The sequence below is a fragment of the Verrucosispora sp. CNZ293 genome, from assembly GCF_002754655.1.
The window spans coordinates 4,563,642-4,582,144 of sequence record NZ_PEFR01000001.1; the positions used below are offsets into that span (position 1 = coordinate 4,563,642).

15 protein-coding genes and 1 pseudogene are annotated in these 18,503 nt (G+C 71.5%); 7 read left to right on the forward strand and 9 right to left on the reverse strand.

The window, feature by feature from the left end:
* Positions 1-36: 36 nt before the first annotated feature.
* The 3 genes from purM to CLT74_RS30505 all read right to left on the reverse strand — a co-directional run bounded on the left by purM (position 37) and on the right by CLT74_RS30505 (position 3,343).
* Entirely contained in the window at positions 37-1,191 is a 1,155-nt protein-coding gene (purM, locus tag CLT74_RS20875; RefSeq protein ID WP_099848107.1) for a phosphoribosylformylglycinamidine cyclo-ligase, read from the reverse strand.
* A gap of 64 nt (positions 1,192-1,255) precedes the next feature.
* Positions 1,256-2,818, reverse strand: a complete 1,563-nt coding sequence (purF, locus tag CLT74_RS20880; RefSeq protein ID WP_099848109.1) for an amidophosphoribosyltransferase — start codon at positions 2,816-2,818, stop codon at positions 1,256-1,258.
* Between the two features lie 162 nt (positions 2,819-2,980).
* Complete coding sequence (locus CLT74_RS30505; RefSeq protein ID WP_158240306.1) at positions 2,981-3,343, reverse strand: sterol carrier family protein; 363 nt, start codon at positions 3,341-3,343, stop codon at positions 2,981-2,983.
* A 102-nt stretch (positions 3,344-3,445) separates the two neighbouring features.
* On the opposite strand from CLT74_RS30505, the gene CLT74_RS20885 reads away from it, so the two are divergent.
* Positions 3,446-5,722, forward strand: coding sequence for a carboxypeptidase-like regulatory domain-containing protein (locus CLT74_RS20885; protein WP_158240283.1), 2,277 nt, complete (start codon positions 3,446-3,448; stop codon positions 5,720-5,722).
* 160 nt (positions 5,723-5,882) lie between these two features.
* Here the strand turns inward: CLT74_RS20885 and CLT74_RS20890 are convergent, their stop codons facing one another.
* The 4 genes and pseudogenes from CLT74_RS20890 to purS form a co-directional block, all read right to left on the reverse strand.
* Positions 5,883-6,638 (reverse strand): 2-phosphosulfolactate phosphatase, encoded by a 756-nt coding sequence (locus tag CLT74_RS20890; protein ID WP_099852503.1) that lies wholly within the window; start codon positions 6,636-6,638, stop codon positions 5,883-5,885.
* Positions 6,639-7,079: 441 nt separating this feature from the next.
* Positions 7,080-9,507: pseudogene (gene purL, locus CLT74_RS20895) on the reverse strand (phosphoribosylformylglycinamidine synthase subunit PurL); the annotation flags it as partial.
* 67 nt (positions 9,508-9,574) lie between these two features.
* Complete coding sequence (gene purQ, locus CLT74_RS20900) at positions 9,575-10,258, reverse strand: phosphoribosylformylglycinamidine synthase subunit PurQ (protein ID WP_099848113.1); 684 nt, start codon at positions 10,256-10,258, stop codon at positions 9,575-9,577.
* Positions 10,255-10,518, reverse strand: coding sequence for a phosphoribosylformylglycinamidine synthase subunit PurS (gene purS, locus CLT74_RS20905; protein WP_099848115.1), 264 nt, complete (start codon positions 10,516-10,518; stop codon positions 10,255-10,257). The genes purQ and purS overlap by 4 nt, the downstream gene beginning before the upstream one ends.
* Positions 10,519-10,970: 452 nt before the next feature.
* Here purS and CLT74_RS20910 point away from each other — a divergent pair, with 452 nt between their 5' ends.
* Positions 10,971-11,651: a S1 family peptidase gene (locus tag CLT74_RS20910; RefSeq protein ID WP_099848117.1), complete on the forward strand. Its 681-nt coding sequence runs from the start codon at positions 10,971-10,973 to the stop codon at positions 11,649-11,651.
* 24 nt (positions 11,652-11,675) lie between these two features.
* A complete protein-coding gene (locus CLT74_RS20915; protein ID WP_099848120.1) occupies positions 11,676-12,239 on the forward strand; it encodes a YbjQ family protein in 564 nt (187 codons plus the stop codon).
* 105 nt (positions 12,240-12,344) lie between these two features.
* On the opposite strand, the gene purB is transcribed toward CLT74_RS20915, so the two are convergent.
* Positions 12,345-13,769: an adenylosuccinate lyase gene (purB, locus tag CLT74_RS20920; RefSeq protein WP_099848122.1), complete on the reverse strand. Its 1,425-nt coding sequence runs from the start codon at positions 13,767-13,769 to the stop codon at positions 12,345-12,347.
* Between the two features lie 90 nt (positions 13,770-13,859).
* On the opposite strand from purB, the gene CLT74_RS20925 reads away from it, so the two are divergent.
* Both CLT74_RS20925 and CLT74_RS20930 read left to right on the forward strand, forming a co-directional pair.
* Complete coding sequence (locus CLT74_RS20925) at positions 13,860-14,069, forward strand: type II toxin-antitoxin system VapB family antitoxin (RefSeq protein WP_099848124.1); 210 nt, start codon at positions 13,860-13,862, stop codon at positions 14,067-14,069.
* Positions 14,066-14,491 (forward strand): PIN domain nuclease, encoded by a 426-nt coding sequence (locus tag CLT74_RS20930; protein ID WP_099848126.1) that lies wholly within the window; start codon positions 14,066-14,068, stop codon positions 14,489-14,491. The genes CLT74_RS20925 and CLT74_RS20930 overlap by 4 nt, the downstream gene beginning before the upstream one ends.
* Before the next feature lie 18 nt (positions 14,492-14,509).
* On the opposite strand, the gene CLT74_RS20935 is transcribed toward CLT74_RS20930, so the two are convergent.
* On the reverse strand, positions 14,510-15,802 hold the full coding sequence (locus CLT74_RS20935) for an acetyl-CoA C-acetyltransferase (RefSeq protein ID WP_099848128.1): 1,293 nt from the start codon (positions 15,800-15,802) through the stop codon (positions 14,510-14,512).
* A 115-nt stretch (positions 15,803-15,917) separates the two neighbouring features.
* Between CLT74_RS20935 and CLT74_RS20940 the strand changes: the two genes are divergently transcribed.
* Positions 15,918-17,291: a 3-oxoacyl-ACP reductase gene (locus CLT74_RS20940; protein WP_099848130.1), complete on the forward strand. Its 1,374-nt coding sequence runs from the start codon at positions 15,918-15,920 to the stop codon at positions 17,289-17,291.
* Between the two features lie 326 nt (positions 17,292-17,617).
* Positions 17,618-18,463: a MaoC/PaaZ C-terminal domain-containing protein gene (locus tag CLT74_RS20945; protein WP_486582750.1), complete on the forward strand. Its 846-nt coding sequence runs from the start codon at positions 17,618-17,620 to the stop codon at positions 18,461-18,463.
* Positions 18,464-18,503: the final 40 nt, after the last annotated feature.

Consider the following 18,503-nt stretch of genomic DNA (forward strand, 5'->3'; position numbering starts at 1 on the left):
CCCTGATCAGGTGGTCGGACAATCACCGAAAAGTGATCATCCTCGGGTGTGCTGGCCGACCATCCGCACCTCTCCGGTGCCGTCGATGATCTCGCCGACCTGCCAGGCGTCGACCCCACGACCGGTGAGCGTGGCCAGCGCGCGGTCGGCGTCCTCCGCCGACACGATGGCGAACATGCCGACGCCCATGTTGAACGTCGCTTCCATCTCCGGGTCCTCGATCCGCCCCTTGGACTGGATCAGGTCGAAGACCGGCTGCGGCTTCCACGTCGACCGGTTGACCACGGCGTCCACGTGCTCCGGCAGGATCCGCACCAGGTTGCCGGGGATGCCGCCCCCGGTGACGTGGGCCAGGGCCCGCACGTCGGCCTCCGCGATCAGCTTGAGGCAGTCCTGCGCGTAGATCTTGGTGGGGGTGAGCAGCTCCTCGCCGAGGGTGCGCTGGCGGCCGAAATCGTCGATCACCACGTCCAGACGCATCCGGCCGGCACCGAGCAGCACGTGCCGGACCAGCGAGTACCCGTTCGAGTGCAGGCCGGACGACCGCATCGCGATCACCACGTCGCCCACCTCGACCCGCTCGGAGCTGAGGATCTCGCTCTCCTCCACCACACCGACGCCGGTGGCGGAGATGTCGTACTCGTCGGGGCGCAGCACACCCGGGTGCTCGGCGGTCTCCCCGCCCAGCAGCGCGCAGCCCGCGTAGCGGCAGCCGTCGGCGATGCCGGCGCCGATCTCGGCGACCTTGTCCGGCACCACCTCGCCGGTGGCGATGTAGTCCAGCAGGAACAGGGGCTCCGCTCCGCAGGCCACCAGGTCGTCGACGACCATCGCGACCAGGTCGATGCCGACCGTGTCGTGGATGTCCATCTGCTGGGCGATCACCAGCTTGGTGCCGACGCCGTCGGTGGAGGAGGCCAGGATCGGGTGCTTGTACTTCGTGGTGTCCAGCCGGAACAGGCCGGCGAAGCCGCCGAGGTCGCCCATCACCTCCGGCCGGCGGGTCTGCTTCACCTTCGACTTGAGCAGCTCCACCGCGCGGTCACCCGCCTCGATGGACACCCCGGCATCCGCGTACGAGACCGAGCGTTTGCGCGCCGGGCGGCCGGAACCGGCCGTCCAGGGCTGACGGTCCCCGCCAGCGCCGCTCGGGCTGCTTCCTGCGCCGCTGCGCTCGGACACGTGCGTCACGGTTCTCCCCTTTGTGTTTCTCGGCTGCCGCGTCGACGGTGACCGGCGCCGCAGCCGGGTGGTGCTACGGGCGGTGTGTGGTCGCCGACGGTTCGAGGTCGCCGAAACTGCCGTCGATTGGCGGTACGAGTTGCTCGGCGGGTTCGATGTCGTCGGCCGTACGGTTGGCGACCCGACGGCCGATCCCTTCGAGCACGTGCTTACCGATCAGGTTGCCGACCGGCAGTTCGATCGGGTACTCCCCGTCGAAACAGGCCCGGCAGAGCCGGGTCTTCGGCTGCTCGGTGGCGGCGATCAGGCCGGACAATGAGACGTAGCCCAGCGTGTCCGCGCCGATCGACCGCCGGATGCCGTCGTTGTCGAGGCCGTTGGCGAGCAGTTCGGCGCGGGTCGCGAAGTCGATGCCGTAGAAGCACGGCCAGGAGACCGGCGGCGAGGAGATGCGTACGTGCACCTCCACCGCACCGGCCTCGCGCAGCATCCGGACGATCGCGCGCTGGGTGTTGCCGCGGACGATGGAGTCGTCGACCACCACCAGGCGCTTGCCCCGTACGTTCTGCCGCAGCGGGTTGAGTTTGAGCCGGACGCCGAGCTGACGCAGCGTCTGCGACGGCTGGATGAAGGTACGCCCGACGTACGGGTTCTTCATCAGGCCGGCGCCGTAGGTGATGCCGGACTCCTCGGCGTAGCCGATCGCCGCCGGCGTGCCGGACTCAGGCACCGGAATCACCAGGTCGGCGTCGACCGGGTGTTCCTTGGCCAGTTGACGCCCGATCTGCACCCGGGCGGCGTGCACGTTTCGGCCGGCGATTGTGGCGTCCGGCCGAGCGATGTAGACGTACTCGAAGAGGCAGCCCTTGGGCTCGGGGGCGGCGAACCTGGTGGACCGCAGCCCCTCCGCGTCGATCGCGATCAGCTCGCCCGGCTCCACCTCGCGGACCACGCTGGCGCCGACGATGTCCAGCGCGGCGGTCTCACTTGCCACCACCCAGCCGCGCTCCAGTCGGCCCAGCACCAGCGGTCGCACCCCGTGCGGGTCGCGCGCGGCGTAGAGGGTCGACTCGTCCATGAAGACGAAGCTGAACGCGCCTCGCAGCTGGGGCAGCACCTCCAGCGCAGCGGCCTCGACGGAGAGATCCGGCCGGCTGGCCAGCAGCATGGTGACCAACGAGGTGTCGTTCGTCGATCCGTCGGCGCCCTGGCCGCGCTCGGCCGCCTCACGCTGCAACTCGGCCGTGTTTACCAGATTCCCGTTGTGGGCCAGCGCGATCGTCGTGCCCGACGTGGTCGCCCGGATGGTCGGCTGGGCGTTCTCCCAGGTCGACGCGCCGGTCGTGGAGTAACGCGCGTGCCCGATCGCGACGTGCCCGCGCAGGCTGGCCAGGGTCGGCTCGTCGAAGACCTGGGCCACCAGGCCGAGATCCTTGTAGACCACCACGCCGGAGCCGTCGCTCACCGCGATGCCGGCCGCCTCCTGGCCCCGGTGCTGCAACGCGTACAGCCCGAAGTAGGTCAGGTTGGCGACCTCCTCGCCGGGGGCCCAGACGCCGAAGACACCGCAGGCGTCCTGGGGGCCGGGTCGTTGGGGATCAAGGTCGTGGCTCAGCCGGCCGTCGCCTCGGGGCACCTGCCGCTCCCTCTTGCTGGTCTGGACTGGCCTGGCGGAACCACGGGGGTCGCTCCGCACTCCTCGGCCGGGACCACACTGTCGTCGCCTGACAGTGTACGCGAATCCATGTCGCCACATACAGTCACACTGTCGCTGCTTTGTGTCATCCTGTCTCAGCCGTCACTCCAGTTCGAGCGGCAGATACGCGGACAGGTCCGCACGCGCCCCGCTCGTCGTTACGCGACCCTCCGTGACCGCCCGCGCCCAGTCGAGTCGCCCGGCGGCCAACCCGAGCCAGGTTTCCGGATCCATCTCCACCGTGTTCGGAGGAGTACCGCGGGTGTGTCGCGGCCCCGGAACACACTGAACTGCACCGTAAGGTGGGACACGCACCTCCACCGATCGGCCGGGGGCGCGGTCCGCGAGGAGGGCCAACAAGGCCCTGACCGCCTCGCGGAGCACCGACCGTTCGGGTGCACGCCCCTCGTCGAGCGCCGACAGCGCCGCCGCTACCGAGGCGGACTTAATGTACGGAGAGGACACGACGGGACGATACGGCGTGATCGCGCCGGCCGTCACGCTGGCCCTGGGTCGCGCCGATCCGGCCAGACAAGGCATAGTTGCCGACGGCGTATTCGTACCGTGATGTTCCCCGGCCCGGCACCCGCCGGTCAGGGGAGGTCAGTCCGGAAGGCGGTGGACGTGTCAACACACCGACGAGCCTGGCACAAGCGGGCCGGTGTGGTTGTGGCGCTGATGATCGGTGCCCTGCTCGCCGTCCCAGCCACACCCGCCTTCGCCGCCTCCGTCAACGTCGTGCCCGGTTCGGTGACCGTCAACGCGGGCAGCGACGCCACGGTGACCGTGCAGGTGACCCCGGGTGAGGATGACACCAGCGCCGAGATCAGTCTGACCGGCCTCCCCTCTGGAGTGAGCTGCGCCAGGGGCTGTGGGAGCATCCAGTTCAACGGCCCAGCGCCGAGGACGCAGCTGCTGACGCTGCGGGCGAACGACAACGCGCGGAACGGCTCGACCGGCGTCACCGTTCAGGTACAGCCGGACAGCTCCGAACCCGCGACCGCCAACCTCCAGCTCACCGTCCGTGGTGAGCAGGCGCCCTCGCCGCCGCCGACGACGCAGGCGCCGCAGACTGTGCGGTCGGTCTCCGGCAAGGTCGTCGACCAGGGTGGCGAGGCCGTGGCGGGCGCGTACGTCCTGCTCAAGGACAGCGCCGGCAAGCAGCGGGACACCACCACCAACGGCGACGGCAACTTCCGGTTCACCGGTAGCAGCGACAACCCGATCGCGCCCGGGCGGATCGACGTCGGCGCGAGCGCCGACGGCAAGAACGCCGTGGCGAGCTTCACCGCGAACGCCGGGCAGAGCATCACCGGACGGCGGATCACCCTCCCGATCGCGGCCTCGGAGAGCCCGAGCGCCAGCCCGTCGGCAAGCGAGTCGGCGGTGCCGACCGAGGATCCGTTCGAGGAGGAACTCGGCGAGGAGGAGACCCCCGCCGAGAGCGCCGCAGCGCAGGCTCCGGCCTCCAACGAGGACTCCGGCGGCTTCGGCAACTGGCTGCTCATTCTGCTGGGCGGTCTTTTCGTGGCCGTCGGTGTCGGCACGATCGTGCTGCTCTGGATGAAGCGCAAGGAGAACGAGGACGGCGAGCCGGACGGTGACGTGCCCGCCGGTGCTCCGGCCGGCGCGGTCCCGGCGGCCCGCGGCTCCTTCGCCGGTGCGGACGACCAGACCAGGGTGGTGAACCGGGTGGGCGCCGCGCCGGACCCGACAGTTGTCGGCGGCCCCGGACTGGCAAACGCGCCGACGATGATGCACCAGCCGGTCGTGGACGACGTCCCGCCGGACCCGTACGGCGCACCGCCGCAGCCCTACGGCGCGGCGAGCGGTCCGGGCGGCTGGTCCGCCGGCGGCGGTTACGGTGACGAGCCGGGCGGTTACGGCGCGCCCGGTTACGGCAACGCCCCCTCGTCGGGCGGTGGCTACGGCAACCCCACCCCGTCCTCCGGCGTTGGCTACGGCAACCCCACCCCGTCCTCCGGTAGTGGCTACGGCAGCCGCGACTACGGTGCCGGCAACGCCGGCCCGGACTACCCTCCGGCGGGCGGCGGTGCCGGCTACGGCGAGCGGTACGACGAGCCGACCGGCCGCTACAAGGGCGAGGAGACGGCCTACCCGGCCCCCGCCGACCCGTACGCCACCGGCATGTACCAGCCGGAGGCTGGCCAGGGCTACGGCCAGCCCGAGCCTGGTGCCTACGGGCGGGGCGAAACCGGCGGTTACGGGCGTGGCGAGGCCGGCGGCGACTACGGCCGCAACGAGCCCGCCGGTGGCTATGGCCAGAGCGACCCGACCCGGGGCTACGGCCAGGGTGAGCCGGGTGGCTACGGCCAGAGCGACGCGACTCGCGGCTACGGCGAGGGTGAGCCGGGCGGCGGCTACGGCCAGGGCGACCCGGGCCGCGGCTACGTTGCGGGACAGCCGGGTGGCGGCTACGGCGCGGCACCCAACGGCGGGTACGACCAGCCGGCCGGGGGTTACGGCCAGGACGCCGGGCACCAGCGCGGCGGCTACGACAACACCAGCTACGACAGCGGCTACGACCAGGGCGGCTACGGCGCTGGCCAGGCCGGCGGCGGATACGGCCAGGACGCACCCCCACACGGCGGATACGACCAGAGCGGCTACGGAAACGGCCAGGCCGGCGGCGGATATGGCCAGGAGCCCCCGGCCGGTGGCGGGTACGGCCAGGAGCCGCCACGCCAGCGCGGCGGCGGCTATGACCAGGGTGGCTACGGTCAGGGCGGCGGATACGGCGATCCGGCACAGGCCGGCCGTGGCCGGCCCGACGCAGCGCCCCAGGACCGCAGCGGCCGTCGCCTGGACTGGCTGGACGACTAGCCAGTCCAGGTTGGACATCCTGCGATTCGGCACCGACACGTGGTGATGTGCCGACTCCGGGGACAACGATTCACGCACGGCGTCATGTCACTCAGACGTAGTCATGTCTGAGTGACATGACGTTTTTGTCGGCACCGGGTCGCCAACCGACCGCCAGCGGTCAGGCTGCGGAGAAGACGCCCTGACGCAGCAGTGGGACCACGTGGGAGGTGCCGAGGCGGACGGCGATCTCGACGTCCTCGGCGAAGCCGCCCTCGATCAGCTCACGGCCGGAGACGCAGCCGCGGATCGCCGCCGGCACGTCCGGGGTGCTGGCCAGCGCGGCCAGCGCCATGGCCGCCTCCACGGAGAGCCCGCCCGGCGCGCCCGACAGGGCGTCGAGCACGCTTGCTGCGCCAAGCTGGTCCTCCACCGAGGGGCGCAACGACCCGTCCGGCCACCGTTCACCGGCGGCCACCACGCCGATCGCGGCGGCGGTCGAGCCGTACCCCTGACTGGTCAGCCAGCGCCCGACGGCGCGGGCGTTGCGCAGGTTGGCCGCGACCACCGGTAGCCCGGTGGCGCTGGCGGCGGCGCTGATGGCCGACCCGTTCGGCGACGGCAGCACCAGATCGGGCACCACAGGCGCCCGGCTCAGTGCGGCCGGCGACAGCGACCACGGATGTTCGCGGCTGACCTGCCGGCGGCCGGTCGCGGCCACCGCGCCGACCCGGCGTGCATAGGCGGCGGCCTGTTCACCCCAGGGGAACGGATGCACACGCATCCCCCGCCCCACCGCCACCTCGACGGTGGTGGTGAACGACAGGACGTCCACCACCACAAGTGCCGCGCAGACGCGGCCAAGTTCGGCCGCGCCCGCCAGACCCCAGTCGAACCGGACCCCCGACCCGGGTTGGGCGAACACGGCCGCGGCCAGCGCCTCAGCGCTCGTCGGGCGCGGGGGGCTGCTCGGTGTCACCGTGCTGCGGAGCGTCCGCCCCGGATTCTTCCTGGCTGACCGCCGGGTCGACCGCCTCGGCCGACGGCTGGGCCGCCGCGACCCGACCGGTACGCACCGGTGGGGTGGCCCGCTCAGCCGGTCGGTCGGCCGGCTCGCCGGTCGAATCGGCCGTAGCCGGCGCGGCCGTAGCCGGCGCGGACGCGGCTTCGACCGGCTCGGGGCCGGACTGATCCGCGCCGGAAGGTGCCGGCTGCTCGGCCTGCGGGCGGGCAGCGACCGGCTCCGGCGCGGCCGGCTCCGGGTCGGTGCTCGGCCCGGCGGCTGCCGCCGGCGATCCGACGTTTGACGGCGAGTCGACGTCGGCCGGCCCGTCGATGACGACCTCGGCGACTGCCGGGGCGGTCACCTCGAACGGCTGCACGCCGCCGAACAGGGCCGGCAGGGTGCCGGTGTACGCCTCGCGCAGCTCGTCCAGGCCGATCCGGAACTGGCCGTGCACCTCAAGTGCGCCGGCCGTCGGGTCGGTGACGCCGATCAGCTCCCACGGCACGCCGTGCTCGCCGCAGAGCGCGGTGAACGCCTTCTCGTGCCCGCGCGGCACCGAGACGAGCACCCGGCCGGCGGACTCGCTGAACAGGAAGACGAACGGCATCGAGTTGCCCTCGAAGCGCTCCGGCACCGCGATCCGGGCCCCCACGCCGTGCCGCAGGCAGGACTCCACAAGGCTCTGCGCGAGACCGCCGTCGGAGAGGTCGTGCGCGGAGCTGAGGTGCCCGACCCGGGCCGCGTCGGCCAGCAGGCCGGCGAGTTGCTTCTCGCGGGCCAGGTCGACGTGCGGGGGTACGCCACCGAGGTGCTGGTGGGTCACCCAGGCCCACTCCGAGCCGGAGAGTTCCACGTGCGTCTCACCGAGCAGGAATAGCTGATCGTGATCGGCGCCGGCACGCGGAACGAAGCCGGACGCCACCCGGTCGGCCACGTTCTCCAGCACACCGAGCACGCCGACGACAGGCGTCGGGTGGATGGCCGCCGCGCCGGTCTGGTTGTAGAAGCTGACGTTGCCGCCGGTCACCGGGATGCCCAGCTCAGCGCAGCCGTCGGCCAGGCCGCGTACCGCTTCGGCGAACTGCCACATCACGCCCGGGTCCTCCGGCGAGCCGAAGTTCAGGCAGTCGGTGACCGCGATGGGTGTCGCACCGGTCACCGACACGTTCCGGTACGCCTCGGCCAGCGCCAGCTTGGCGCCCTGGTACGGGTCGAGCCGGGCGTACCGGCCGTTGCCGTCCACGGACAGCGCCACGCCCAGCCCGGTGCGCTCGTCGATGCGGATCACGCCCGAGTCCTCCGGCTGGGCGAGCACCGTGTTGCCCAGCACGTAGCGGTCGTACTGCTCGGTCACCCAGGTCTTGTCGCAGAGGTTGGGTGAGGCGATCATCCGCAGCACGGTTTCGCGCAGCGTGTCCGCGTCGCTCGGCCGGGGCAGCGTCTCCGCCCGGTCGGCCTGGAGCAGGATCAGGTCCGCCGGCTCCCGCATCGGACGGGCGTAGACCGGCCCGTCGTCCACGAGCGATCCCGGCGGTACGTCCACCACCAGGTGGTCCCGCCAGGTGATCAGCAGCCGACCCGGTGAACCGTCCGGCTCGGGCGCGGTGACCTCGCCGATCGCGGTGGCCCAGACGCCCCACTTCTCGGCGGTCTTGAGCACTGCCTCCAGCTTCTCCGGCGCGACGACGAGCAGCATCCGCTCCTGGGACTCGCTGGCCAGGATCTCGTGCGGCTCCATCGAGGGCTCGCGCAGCGGCACCCGCTCCAGCCACACCCGCATGCCGGTGCCGGCGGAGGCCGCCGTCTCGGTCAGGGCGCAGGTCAGCCCGGCTCCGCCGAGGTCCTGGATGCCGACGACCAGCTCGGCGTCGTACAGCTCCAGGCACGCTTCGATCAGCAGCTTCTCCATGAAGGGGTCGCCGACCTGCACGGACGGGCGGCGCTGCTCACTGCCCTCGGTGAACGTGGCGCTGGCGAGCACCGACACGCCACCGATACCGTCCCGGCCGGTCTTGGCGCCCATCAGCACCACCACGTTGCCGGGGCCGGTGGCTTCCTTCCTCTGCAGCCGGTCGACCGGCAGCACGCCCAGGCAGAGCGCGTTCACCAGCGGGTTGCCCTGGTAGCAGGGGTCGAAGACCACCTCGCCACCGATGTTGGGCAGGCCGAGGCAGTTGCCGTAGCCGCCGACACCGGCGACCACGCCGGGCAGCACCCGGGCGGTGTCGGGGTGGTCTGCGGCACCGAAACGCAGCGGGTCCATCACCGCCACCGGTCGGGCGCCCATGGCCAGGATGTCGCGGACGATGCCGCCGACACCCGTCGCCGCGCCCTGGTACGGCTCGACGAAGCTCGGGTGGTTGTGCGACTCGACCTTGAAGGTCACCGCCAACTCGTCGGAGATCCGCACCACGCCGGCGTTCTCACCGATGCCGGCCAGCATCCGGTCGCTCGGCGGGGCCTTCTCGCTGAACTGGCGCAGGTGCACCTTGCTGGACTTGTAGGAGCAGTGCTCGCTCCACATGATCGAGTACATCGCCAGCTCGGACTGGGTCGGCCGGCGGCCCAGGATGTGCCGGATGCGGTCGTACTCGTCGTCCCGCAGCCCCAGCTCGGCGTACGGCTGGAGTTCCTCGGGAGTGCTCGCGGCGCGCGGCACGGTGTCCGTCCCGTCGGCCCAGTCGGTGGCCTCCGAGACGGCGGCGTGCCGGGCCGGAGCGGCCGACGGCGCGGCGGCCGGTTGCGGCTGCGCCGGGACCGCCTCCGGGTTCTCCCGTACCGGGTCCGGATGCGTGGTCATGACGTCTCCTTGTTGCGCTCGCCGCCCGAGGGGCGGGTGAGCCGACCGATGATCCCGCCGCGGACGGTCACGCCGGCGCCCCCACCAGGTGCTTCAGCACCGAGGTGAAGAAGCCGAGGCCGTCGAGGGAGGGGCCGGTGAGCGCCTCCACCGCGTGCTCGGGATGCGGCATGATGCCGACCACGTTGCCGGCCTGGTTGGTGATCGCGGCGATGTCCCGCTGCGAACCGTTGGGGTTGCCGCCGACATAGCGGGCGACTACCCGACCCTCGGCCTCGAGCGCGTCAAGCGTCGCCGGGTCGGCGACGTAGCAGCCCTCACCGTTCTTGACCGGGATCAGCACCTCCTGGCCCGGCTGGAACGTGTTCGTCCAGGCGGTACCGGTCGACTCGATGCGCAGGATCTGGTCGCGGTTACGGAAGTGCAGGTGCTGGTTGCGGGTGAGCGCCCCGGGCAGCAGGTGAGCCTCGCAGAGGATCTGGAAGCCGTTGCAGATGCCCAGCACGGGCAGGCCGCCACCGGCGGCGTCGACGATCTTCTCCATCACCGGCGCGAACCGGGCGATGGCACCGCAGCGCAGGTAGTCACCGTAGGAGAAGCCGCCGGGCAGGACTACCGCGTCCACCCCGTGCAGCTCCGCCTCACCGTGCCAGAGACGGACCGGTTCGGCGCCGGCGATCCGCACGGCCCGGGCCGCGTCCCCGTCGTCGAGCGAGCCGGGGAACGTCACCACACCGACCCGGGCGGTCACGACCGGGCTTCCGCGGTTTCGTCGGCCTCGACCAGACGGACCGTGAAGTCCTCGATGACCGGGTTGGCGAGCAGCTTGTCGGCGATCTCCCGGGCCCGGTCCAGGTCCGGTTCACCGGTAAAGTCGATCTCGATCCGCCTGCCGATCCGTACCGAGGCGACGTCGTTGACGCCGAGCCGGGGCAGCGCGTTTGCGACGGCCTGGCCCTGAGGATCGAGGATCTCGGGCTTGAGCATGACGTCGACGACGACGCGAGGCACTGGGCACTCCTGACTGTGTACGCAGTTGGGTGCCGACCCACAACGGGCGAGCGCAGCCAGCCTACCTGGCAGATGCCGCACCAGCCGCACCGGCCGGACGCCGTCAGGGTGCCCCTCGACCCTACCCACACCTACCGATCGGGACCGATACGGGTTCGTTGCGATAGCGATACGGCTTCGTTGCCGGCTGCCCGGCCAGCCGGCCGCCGGCCGATCACCCCCGACGGCAGGGCCGCCGACGGCCGCCACCTGTCCCGTGGCACCCAACGGCGGGAAACTCAACTGTTACATCGCCTTGTTTCAATGAACCTCTTGTGAAACACCTCACCGGGCCCTACGGTACATCGTCAGACGTCGATTTACCGACGTCTCCGGTGGCGGATCACCCCCGTCCGCCACCCACGCCGGCCCGGCGAACCCGGGCCCTGTGAAACCCCGAAGGAGCCCCACCGATGCGCATCCGATCCCTGATCGCGGTCTTCGCCACAGCCATGGCCGGCGTGCTCGGCGCCAGTTCCGGCGCCGTCGCCTCACCCGTCGCCCCGTACATCATCGGTGGCGGCACCGTCTCCTCGGCGCCGTGGGCCGCCGCGGTCTTCAGCAACGGCTCGTTCACCTGCTCCGGCACGATCATCGCCCCGCAGTGGGTGCTCACCGCGCGGCACTGCCTTGGCGGCTCGATGTCGGTCCGGGTCGGCAGCGTCTACCGCTCCTCCGGCGGCGTCACCCGCACGGTAAGCGCCACCTACGGCCAGTACGACGTGGCCCTGATGCGCCTGTCCAGCTCGGTGAGCACCAGCTACGTCACGCTGGCCTCCAGCAACCCGCCGGTCAACTCGACAAACTCGATCTACGGCTGGGGCATGACCTGCTACAGCGGCTGCTCGGCGTCGAGCCAGCTCAAGACCGCGAGCGTCCGGGTCACCAGCACGAACGTCAGTGACGCGTACGGCGGGCAGGCGATCCGCAGCACCCGGATCAACGGCAACGCCTGGCGCGGCGACTCGGGCGGACCGCAGTTCTACAACGGTCAGCAGGTCGGCGTGGCCTCCACCGCCGACGGCCAGAGCATCCAGAACTACGGCAGCGTCGCGTACAACCGTGCGTGGATCCGCTCCGTTTCCGGCGTCTGACGGTTAGCGCCCGTGGCGGCGCGGATGGTGGGCCCTGCGCCCGCCGTCCGCGCCGCGCGGTTTTTCAGCATCCGAGCAGGTGAACAAGGCTCACGATGTACCGCACCCGCACCTGCCAGCATCGGAAACGTGCTGGTTGTGACGACGGATCTACTCCCCGGCTACGAGATCCGCCAGATCCTCGGCGAGGTGGTCTCATCCATGGCCAGGACCCGCAACCCGTACCGCGAGGGGGTGAAGAACCTCCGTGGTGGCGCATACGACCCGATGGCGCCGGACAACCTCACCCGTTGGCGTACCGACTCGGTCGCTCGCCTCGGCGAGGAGGCCCGGCGGCTGGGGGCGAACGCGGTGGTCGGGATGCGGTTCGACAGCCGCGACTGTGGCGAGATGTGGATGGAGATCTGCGCCTACGGCACCGCTGTGATCGTGGTGCCCAAGGTCCCCGACGTCATGCCCCCCGACCAGCCCCTGGTGGCCGCCGAGACGGCCCAGGAACCAGCCTTCGCCGAGGAACCCGGCGCTATCGCCGAACCGGCGAGCGCCCCCACCCTCCGCACCGCCGCCGAAACCCCCACCCGCGACTAACCCCACCCCACCCCACCTCGTTGATCATGAAGTTATTGCCTTCCCGCCCGGCGCGGCGCGACAACAACTTCATGATCAACGAGGGATACCGGGGTGGGTGGGGGGTTAGAGGATGGGGGGTGGGGAGTAGGTGGCGGCTTGGGGGTGGGATTGGACGATTTTGGTGATTCTGGCGGTTACTGACTGGATCTGGGCGGGGGCGGCGCCTACGAAGGCGGCGCGGTCGGCTACCAGGGCGTCGATCTCGGGACGGGTCAGGGTGAGGCGGGTGTCGGCGGCCAGGCGGTCGAAGAGGTCGTTGTCGGGGGTGGCCTTCTCGCGCATGGCCAGGGCGACCGCGACGGCGTGTTCCTTGATCGCCTCGTGGGCGGCTTCCCGGCCGACGCCCCGGCGCACGGCCGCCACCAGGATCTTGGTGGTGGCCAGGAACGGCAGGAACCGCTCCAGTTCCCGGTTGATCACCGCCGGGTACGCGCCGAACTCGTCAAGCACGGTGAGGAACGTCTGAAACAGTCCGTCGGCGGCGAAGAAGGCGTCCGGCAGGGCCACCCGGCGCACCACCGAGCAGGAGACGTCCCCCTCGTTCCACTGGTCGCCGGCCAGCTCGCCGACCATCGACAGGTAGCCCCGGATGATCACCGCGAAGCCGTTCACCCGCTCCGACGATCGGGTGTTCATCTTGTGCGGCATCGCGCTGGAGCCGACCTGGCCCGGCTTGAAGCCCTCGGTGGCCAACTCCTGACCGACCATCAGCCGGATCGTGGTGGCCAGCGACGACGGTGCCGCGGCCACCTGCGCCAGCGCGGAGAGCACGTCGAAGTCGAGCGACCGGGGGTACACCTGCCCCACGCTGTCCAGCACCCGGTTGAAACCGAGGTGCTCGGCGACCCGGCGCTCCAACTCGGCCACCTTGTCCGCGTCACCGTCGAACAGGTCGAGCTGGTCGGCGGCGGTGCCGACCGGCCCCTTGATCCCCCGCAGCGGGTACCTGGCGATCAGGTCCTCCAGCCGCTCGTACGCGATCAACAGCTCCTCGGCGGCCGACGCGAAGCGCTTGCCCAGCGTGGTGGCCTGCGCCGCCACGTTGTGCGACCGGCCGGCCATCACCACGTCGGCGTACTCGTGGGCGTGCCAGGCGAGCCGGGCCAGCGTCGCCACCACCCGGTCCCGGATCAGCTCCAGCGAGCGGCGCACCTGGAGCTGCTCGACGTTCTCGGTGAGGTCCCGGGAGGTCATCCCCTTGTGCACGTGCTCGTGCCCGGCGAGCGCGCTGAACTCCTCGATGCGGGCCTTCACGTCGTGCCGGGTCACCCGCTCCCGCTCCGCGATCGACGCCAGGTCGACGTCGTCCAGCACCCGCTCGTACGCCTCGACCACCCCGTCCGGCACCGGGACACCCAGATCCCGCTGCGCCCGCAGCACGGCCAGCCAGAGCCGCCGTTCCAGCCGGACCTTCTCCTCCGGCGACCAGAGGTTGACCAGCTCGGGCGAGGCGTACCGATTGGCGAGCACGTTCGGAATCATCGTCACCCCACCATTCTCGCGGTATCGCGGCGCAGCTACCCGCGCGGGTCCGGCCGGATATACTACTTTCGCAAGTCATATATAGGGGGGTGCTCGATGACCAAGATCCTGGTGGACGTCGACGACGAGGCACTGGCCGACGCGGCCGCTGCGTTTGGCACCAGAACCAAGAAGGACACTGTCAACGTCGCCCTGCGTGAGGCGGCGGCACGAATGCGCCGCGCCCGGGCGCTCGCCGAACTGAGCGACCGGGCCGAGGCGGGCGATTTTGACGAACTCTTGGAGAAGACGACCTACCGCCCATGAGCTACGCGGAGTATCTCGTCGACACCAGTGCGCTCGTCCGGCTACTGCGGGATCCGGCAGTACGTGCTCGCTGGGAGCAGCCCCTCGTCGCCGGCCTGCTCGCCGTCTGTCCACTTGTCGAGTTGGAGTTCCTCTACTCGGCCCGCTCGGCCAGCGACCGCGCCCGGCTGGTGGAGTTAGTCCGTACCGTGTTCAGCTGGGTGCCAGTGTCGGAACGGGGCTACGAACGAGCGGCCGAGATCCAGAGCGAGTTGACCGACCGGGGCACCCATCGCTCAGCTGGAACAGTCGACCTGCTGATCGCTGCGACCGCCGAATATCACGGCCTGTCCCTGCTGCACTACGACCGCGACTACGACCAGATCGCGAACGTGACAGGCCAGCCGATGCGGTGGTTGGCCCCTGCAGGCACCCTCAAGTAGTAGCCGACGTCGATCGGATCAGCGTTCGAGGATGGCGGTGACGCCTTGGCCGCCGGCGGCGCAGATGGAGATGAGGCCGCGTCCGGTGCCCTTGGAGGCGAGCAGTTTGGCCAGGGTGGCGACGATCCGGCCGCCGGTGGCGGCGAACGGGTGACCGGCGGCCAGCGAGGAACCGTTCACGTTGAGCTTGTCGGTGTCGATCGCGCCGAGGGGGGCGTCCAGGCCGAGGCGGTCCTTGCAGAACTCCGGCGATTCCCAGGCCGCCAGGGTCGCCAGCACCTGGGAGGCGAACGCCTCGTGGATCTCGTAGTAGTCGAAGTCCTGGAGGGTGAGCCCGGCCCGGGCCAGCAGCCGGGGCACCGCGTACGCGGGTGCCATCAGCAGCCCCTCCTCGCCGTGCACGAAGTCCACAGCGCCCGTCTCCGACCAGGAGAACCAGGCCAGCACCGGCAGGTTGTGCTCGCGCGCCCACTCCTCGCTGGCCAGCAGCACCGTGGAGGCCCCGTCGGTCAACGGCGACGAGTTACCGGCGGTCATGGTGGCCCGTTCGGCGTCCGGCCCCTTGGCGCCGAAGACCGGACGCAGCGTGCCCAGCTTCTCCAGGGTGGTGTCGGGCCGAAGGTTCTGATCGCGGGTCAGCCCCAGGTAGGGGGTCATCAGGTCGTCGAAGAAGCCCGTGTCGTACGCGGCGGCGAGCCGCTGGTGCGAACGCAGTGCCAGTTCGTCCTGCGCCTGCCGGTCGACGTTCCAGCGCAGCGCGGTCTGGGCGGCGTGCTCACCCATGGACAGGCCGGTGCGCGGCTCGGCGTTGCGGGGGATCTCCGGCTTGAACGGCTGGGCCGGGCGCAGCTTGGCGGCGATCCGGAGCCGCTCGCCGAGGGTGCGGGCGGAGTTGAGCTTGAGCAGCGTACGACGCATGTCCTCGTTGACCGCGAGTGGCGCGTCGGAGGTGGTGTCGACACCACCGGCGATGCCGACGTCGAGCTGGCCGAGGGCGATCTTGTTGGCGACCAGGATCACCGCTTCCAGGCCGGTGCCGCAGGCCTGCTGGATGTCGTACGCCGGGGTGCGTGGGTCGAGCTTCGAGCCGAGCACCACCTCGCGGGTGAGGTTGAAGTCCTTCGAGTGCTTGAGCACCGCCCCGGCGACGACCTCGCCGATCCGCTGCCCAGCCAGGCCGAACCGGGCGATCAGCCCGTCCAGCGCGGCGCCGAGCATGTCGGCGTTGGAGGCGCTGGCGTAGCGCGAGTTGGAGCGGGCGAAGGGGATCCGGTTGCCGCCGATGACCGCGACCCGTCGAACGTTCTGCACGATCCGTCTCCTCGAAAGTGTTGCCCGCACCTTGGCGCGGCCGTCGACAGGACTGGCCGGCCGTGCCGCCACCGCCCTACTGCCGGTCTCTCTTACTCGCCAGTAGGCTACGCCTATGACCGACAGGTATGCGAGCTTCGTCCAGTCGGGCGCCGGGCGGGCGCTGGTCAAGCGTCTCGGGCTGCCTGATCCGCCGCGTCTGCGCCGGCACGACCCCGGCGAGCCGATCCTGCCCGGGCTGGTCCTGCTCGGCGCCGCTGCCGGCGGGCGGCTCACCGAGCCGGTCAGCAAGGCCCTGGCCGCCGCCGGGCTCGCCCTGCGGGATCCGGCCACCGCCGTGCCCGATCCGGCAACCGGTCGTACGCCGGAGAGCGCCGCTCTCGTCTTCGACGCTACCGGCATCACCGACTCGTCCCAGCTGCGCCAGCTCTATGACTTCTTTCACCCGCAGGCCCGGGCCGTGCAGCCCAGCGGCCGGGTGATCGTGCTGGGCACGCCGCCGGCCGAGTGCGGCACGCCCCGCGAGGCGACCGCCCAGCGGGCGCTGGAGGGGCTGACCCGCAGCATCGGCAAGGAGTTCGGCCGGGGCATCACCGCGCAACTGGTGTACGTCACGCGGGAGGCCGACGCCGGTACCTGGACCAGCCTGGAGGCGACCCTGCGGTTCCTGCTGTCGGGCCGTTCCGCGTACGTCTCCGGGCAGGTCATCCGGGTGGGTGCCGGCCAGGCGACCGCACCGGCCGACTGGGACCGTCCGCTCGACGGGCAGGTGGTGCTGGTCACCGGTGCGGCCCGGGGCATCGGCGCGGCCCTGGCCCGGGTGCTGGCCCGCGACGGCGCGACGGTGGTGGCACTCGACATCCCGGCCGCCGGCGACGAGCTGGCAGTGGTAGCCAACGAGATCGGCGGCAGCGCCGTGCAGCTCGACCTGACCGCCGCCGACGCGCCCGCCCGGCTCGCCGAGCACCTGGCCAGCCGACACGGTCGGGTCGACGTGGTGGTGCACAACGCCGGCATCACCCGGGACAAGACCCTCGGCCGGATGGATGCCGACCGGTGGGACCAGGTCCTCGACGTCAACCTGTCCAGCCAGGAGCGGATCAACGACCTGCTGCTGGAACGCGGGTTGATCCCGTCCGGCGGCCGGATCGTCGGTGTCTCCTCGATCGCCGGGATCGCCGGCAACCGCGGCCAGACCAACTACGCCACGAGCAAGGCCGGGGTCATCGGACTCGTCGACTCGCTCGCCCCGGCGCTGCGGGAACGGCAGATCAGCGTGAACGCGGTGGCACCCGGGTTCATCGAGACCCGGCTGACCGCCCGCATCCCGATGGTGCTGCGGGAAGCCGGTCGCCGGATGAACAGCCTCTCGCAGGGCGGGCTGCCGGTGGATGTCGCGGAGACCATCGGCTGGCTGGCCTGGCCGGCGTCCGGTGCGGTGAGCGGCAACGTGGTCCGGGTCTGCGGCCAGAGCCTGCTGGGGGCGTGATGGCCAGGCGCAGACGCGGCGACGAACCGGCTGACGACCTGTCGGTCGGCGAGCTGATCGACGGTCCGACGGAGGTCCTGACTCCGGAGATCCGGGCCGCAGCGCTCGCCCGTCCGGCCGACGGTGGGGATCCGGAGGCGACCCGCGACCTGTCCGGACTCGCCCCCACCGGCGGTGACTCCGACCCGCCGACGGTGGCCCCGGCTGCACCGAGCCCCGCCGGTACGCGCGGTGCCGGCGCCGGGGGCGGCGATCCGGCCGGCGCCCCACCGACGGCAGCGACAGGCACCGGACCGGGGGATCCTGCGGCCCGGGCCCGGGCCCGGGTGGAGCTGACCCGGCTGCCTACGGCCGGTCCGCTGTACCGGCGGGCGCTGCTGAACCCGGTACCGGGACTGGGTGGCCGCCGTGGTGCCGGGATACCGGCTGTCGAGTTGGCCGTCGGCGGGGTGACTGTCGATCCGGAGCGGTTGGCCGACTACGACCGGGTCTGCGGGTTCCGCCTGGCCGACCGGCTGCCCGCGACCTTTCCGCACGTCATGGGCTTCCCGCTGGCGCTGCGCCTGATCACCGCGCCGGAGTTTCCGATCCCGCTGACCGGGGTGGTGCACGTCGGCAACCGGATCACCGTGCGTCGACCGGTCACCGTCAGCGACCGGCTGGACTTCGCCACCTGGGCGGAGAACCTGCGCCCGCACGATCGGGGGCGGCAGGTGGACGTCGTACTCGTCGGGTCGGTGGACGGCGAGGAGGTGTGGCGTGGCGTCTCGACGTACCTCGGCCGGCAGCGCACCCCGGGTGGCGGTGAGCGGCGCGACCACGGTGAGCGGCCCGCCCCGCCGGCCGCCACCGCCCGCTGGCCTGTCACCCCCCGGGTCGGGACGGACTACGCGCGGGTCTCCGGCGACCACAACCCGATCCACACCTCGCGGTTGGGGGCGCGGCTGCTCGGCTTCCCCCAGCCCATCGCCCACGGCATGTGGAGCAAGGCGCGGTGTCTCGCGGCGCTGGAGAGCCGGCTGCCCGAGGCGTACACGGTGGACGTGGCGTTCAAGCTGCCGGTGCCGTTGCCCGGCACTGTGGCGTTCAACGCCACGGCGCTCGGCGCGGGCTGGGATTTCAGCCTGCACGACAGGCGTGGCCGCCCGCATCTGGTGGGCACCATCCGCTGAGCGGGGCCGGGTACTTGCCCGGCCCCCCTCTTTCCGCTAG

What these genes read in the sequence shown, in the direction of transcription:
- CLT74_RS20930 (WP_099848126.1), top strand. Translation starts at nt 14,066, where the DNA reads ATGAGCTACGCGGAGTATCTCGTCGACACCAGTGCGCTCGTCCGGCTA.
- CLT74_RS20925 (WP_099848124.1), top strand. Translation starts at nt 13,860, where the DNA reads ATGACCAAGATCCTGGTGGACGTCGACGACGAGGCACTGGCCGACGCG.
- CLT74_RS20885 (WP_158240283.1), top strand. Translation starts at nt 3,446, where the DNA reads ATGTTCCCCGGCCCGGCACCCGCCGGTCAGGGGAGGTCAGTCCGGAAG.
- CLT74_RS20910 (WP_099848117.1), top strand. Translation starts at nt 10,971, where the DNA reads ATGCGCATCCGATCCCTGATCGCGGTCTTCGCCACAGCCATGGCCGGC.
- CLT74_RS20915 (WP_099848120.1), top strand. Translation starts at nt 11,676, where the DNA reads ATGGTGGGCCCTGCGCCCGCCGTCCGCGCCGCGCGGTTTTTCAGCATC.
- CLT74_RS20940 (WP_099848130.1), top strand. Translation starts at nt 15,918, where the DNA reads ATGACCGACAGGTATGCGAGCTTCGTCCAGTCGGGCGCCGGGCGGGCG.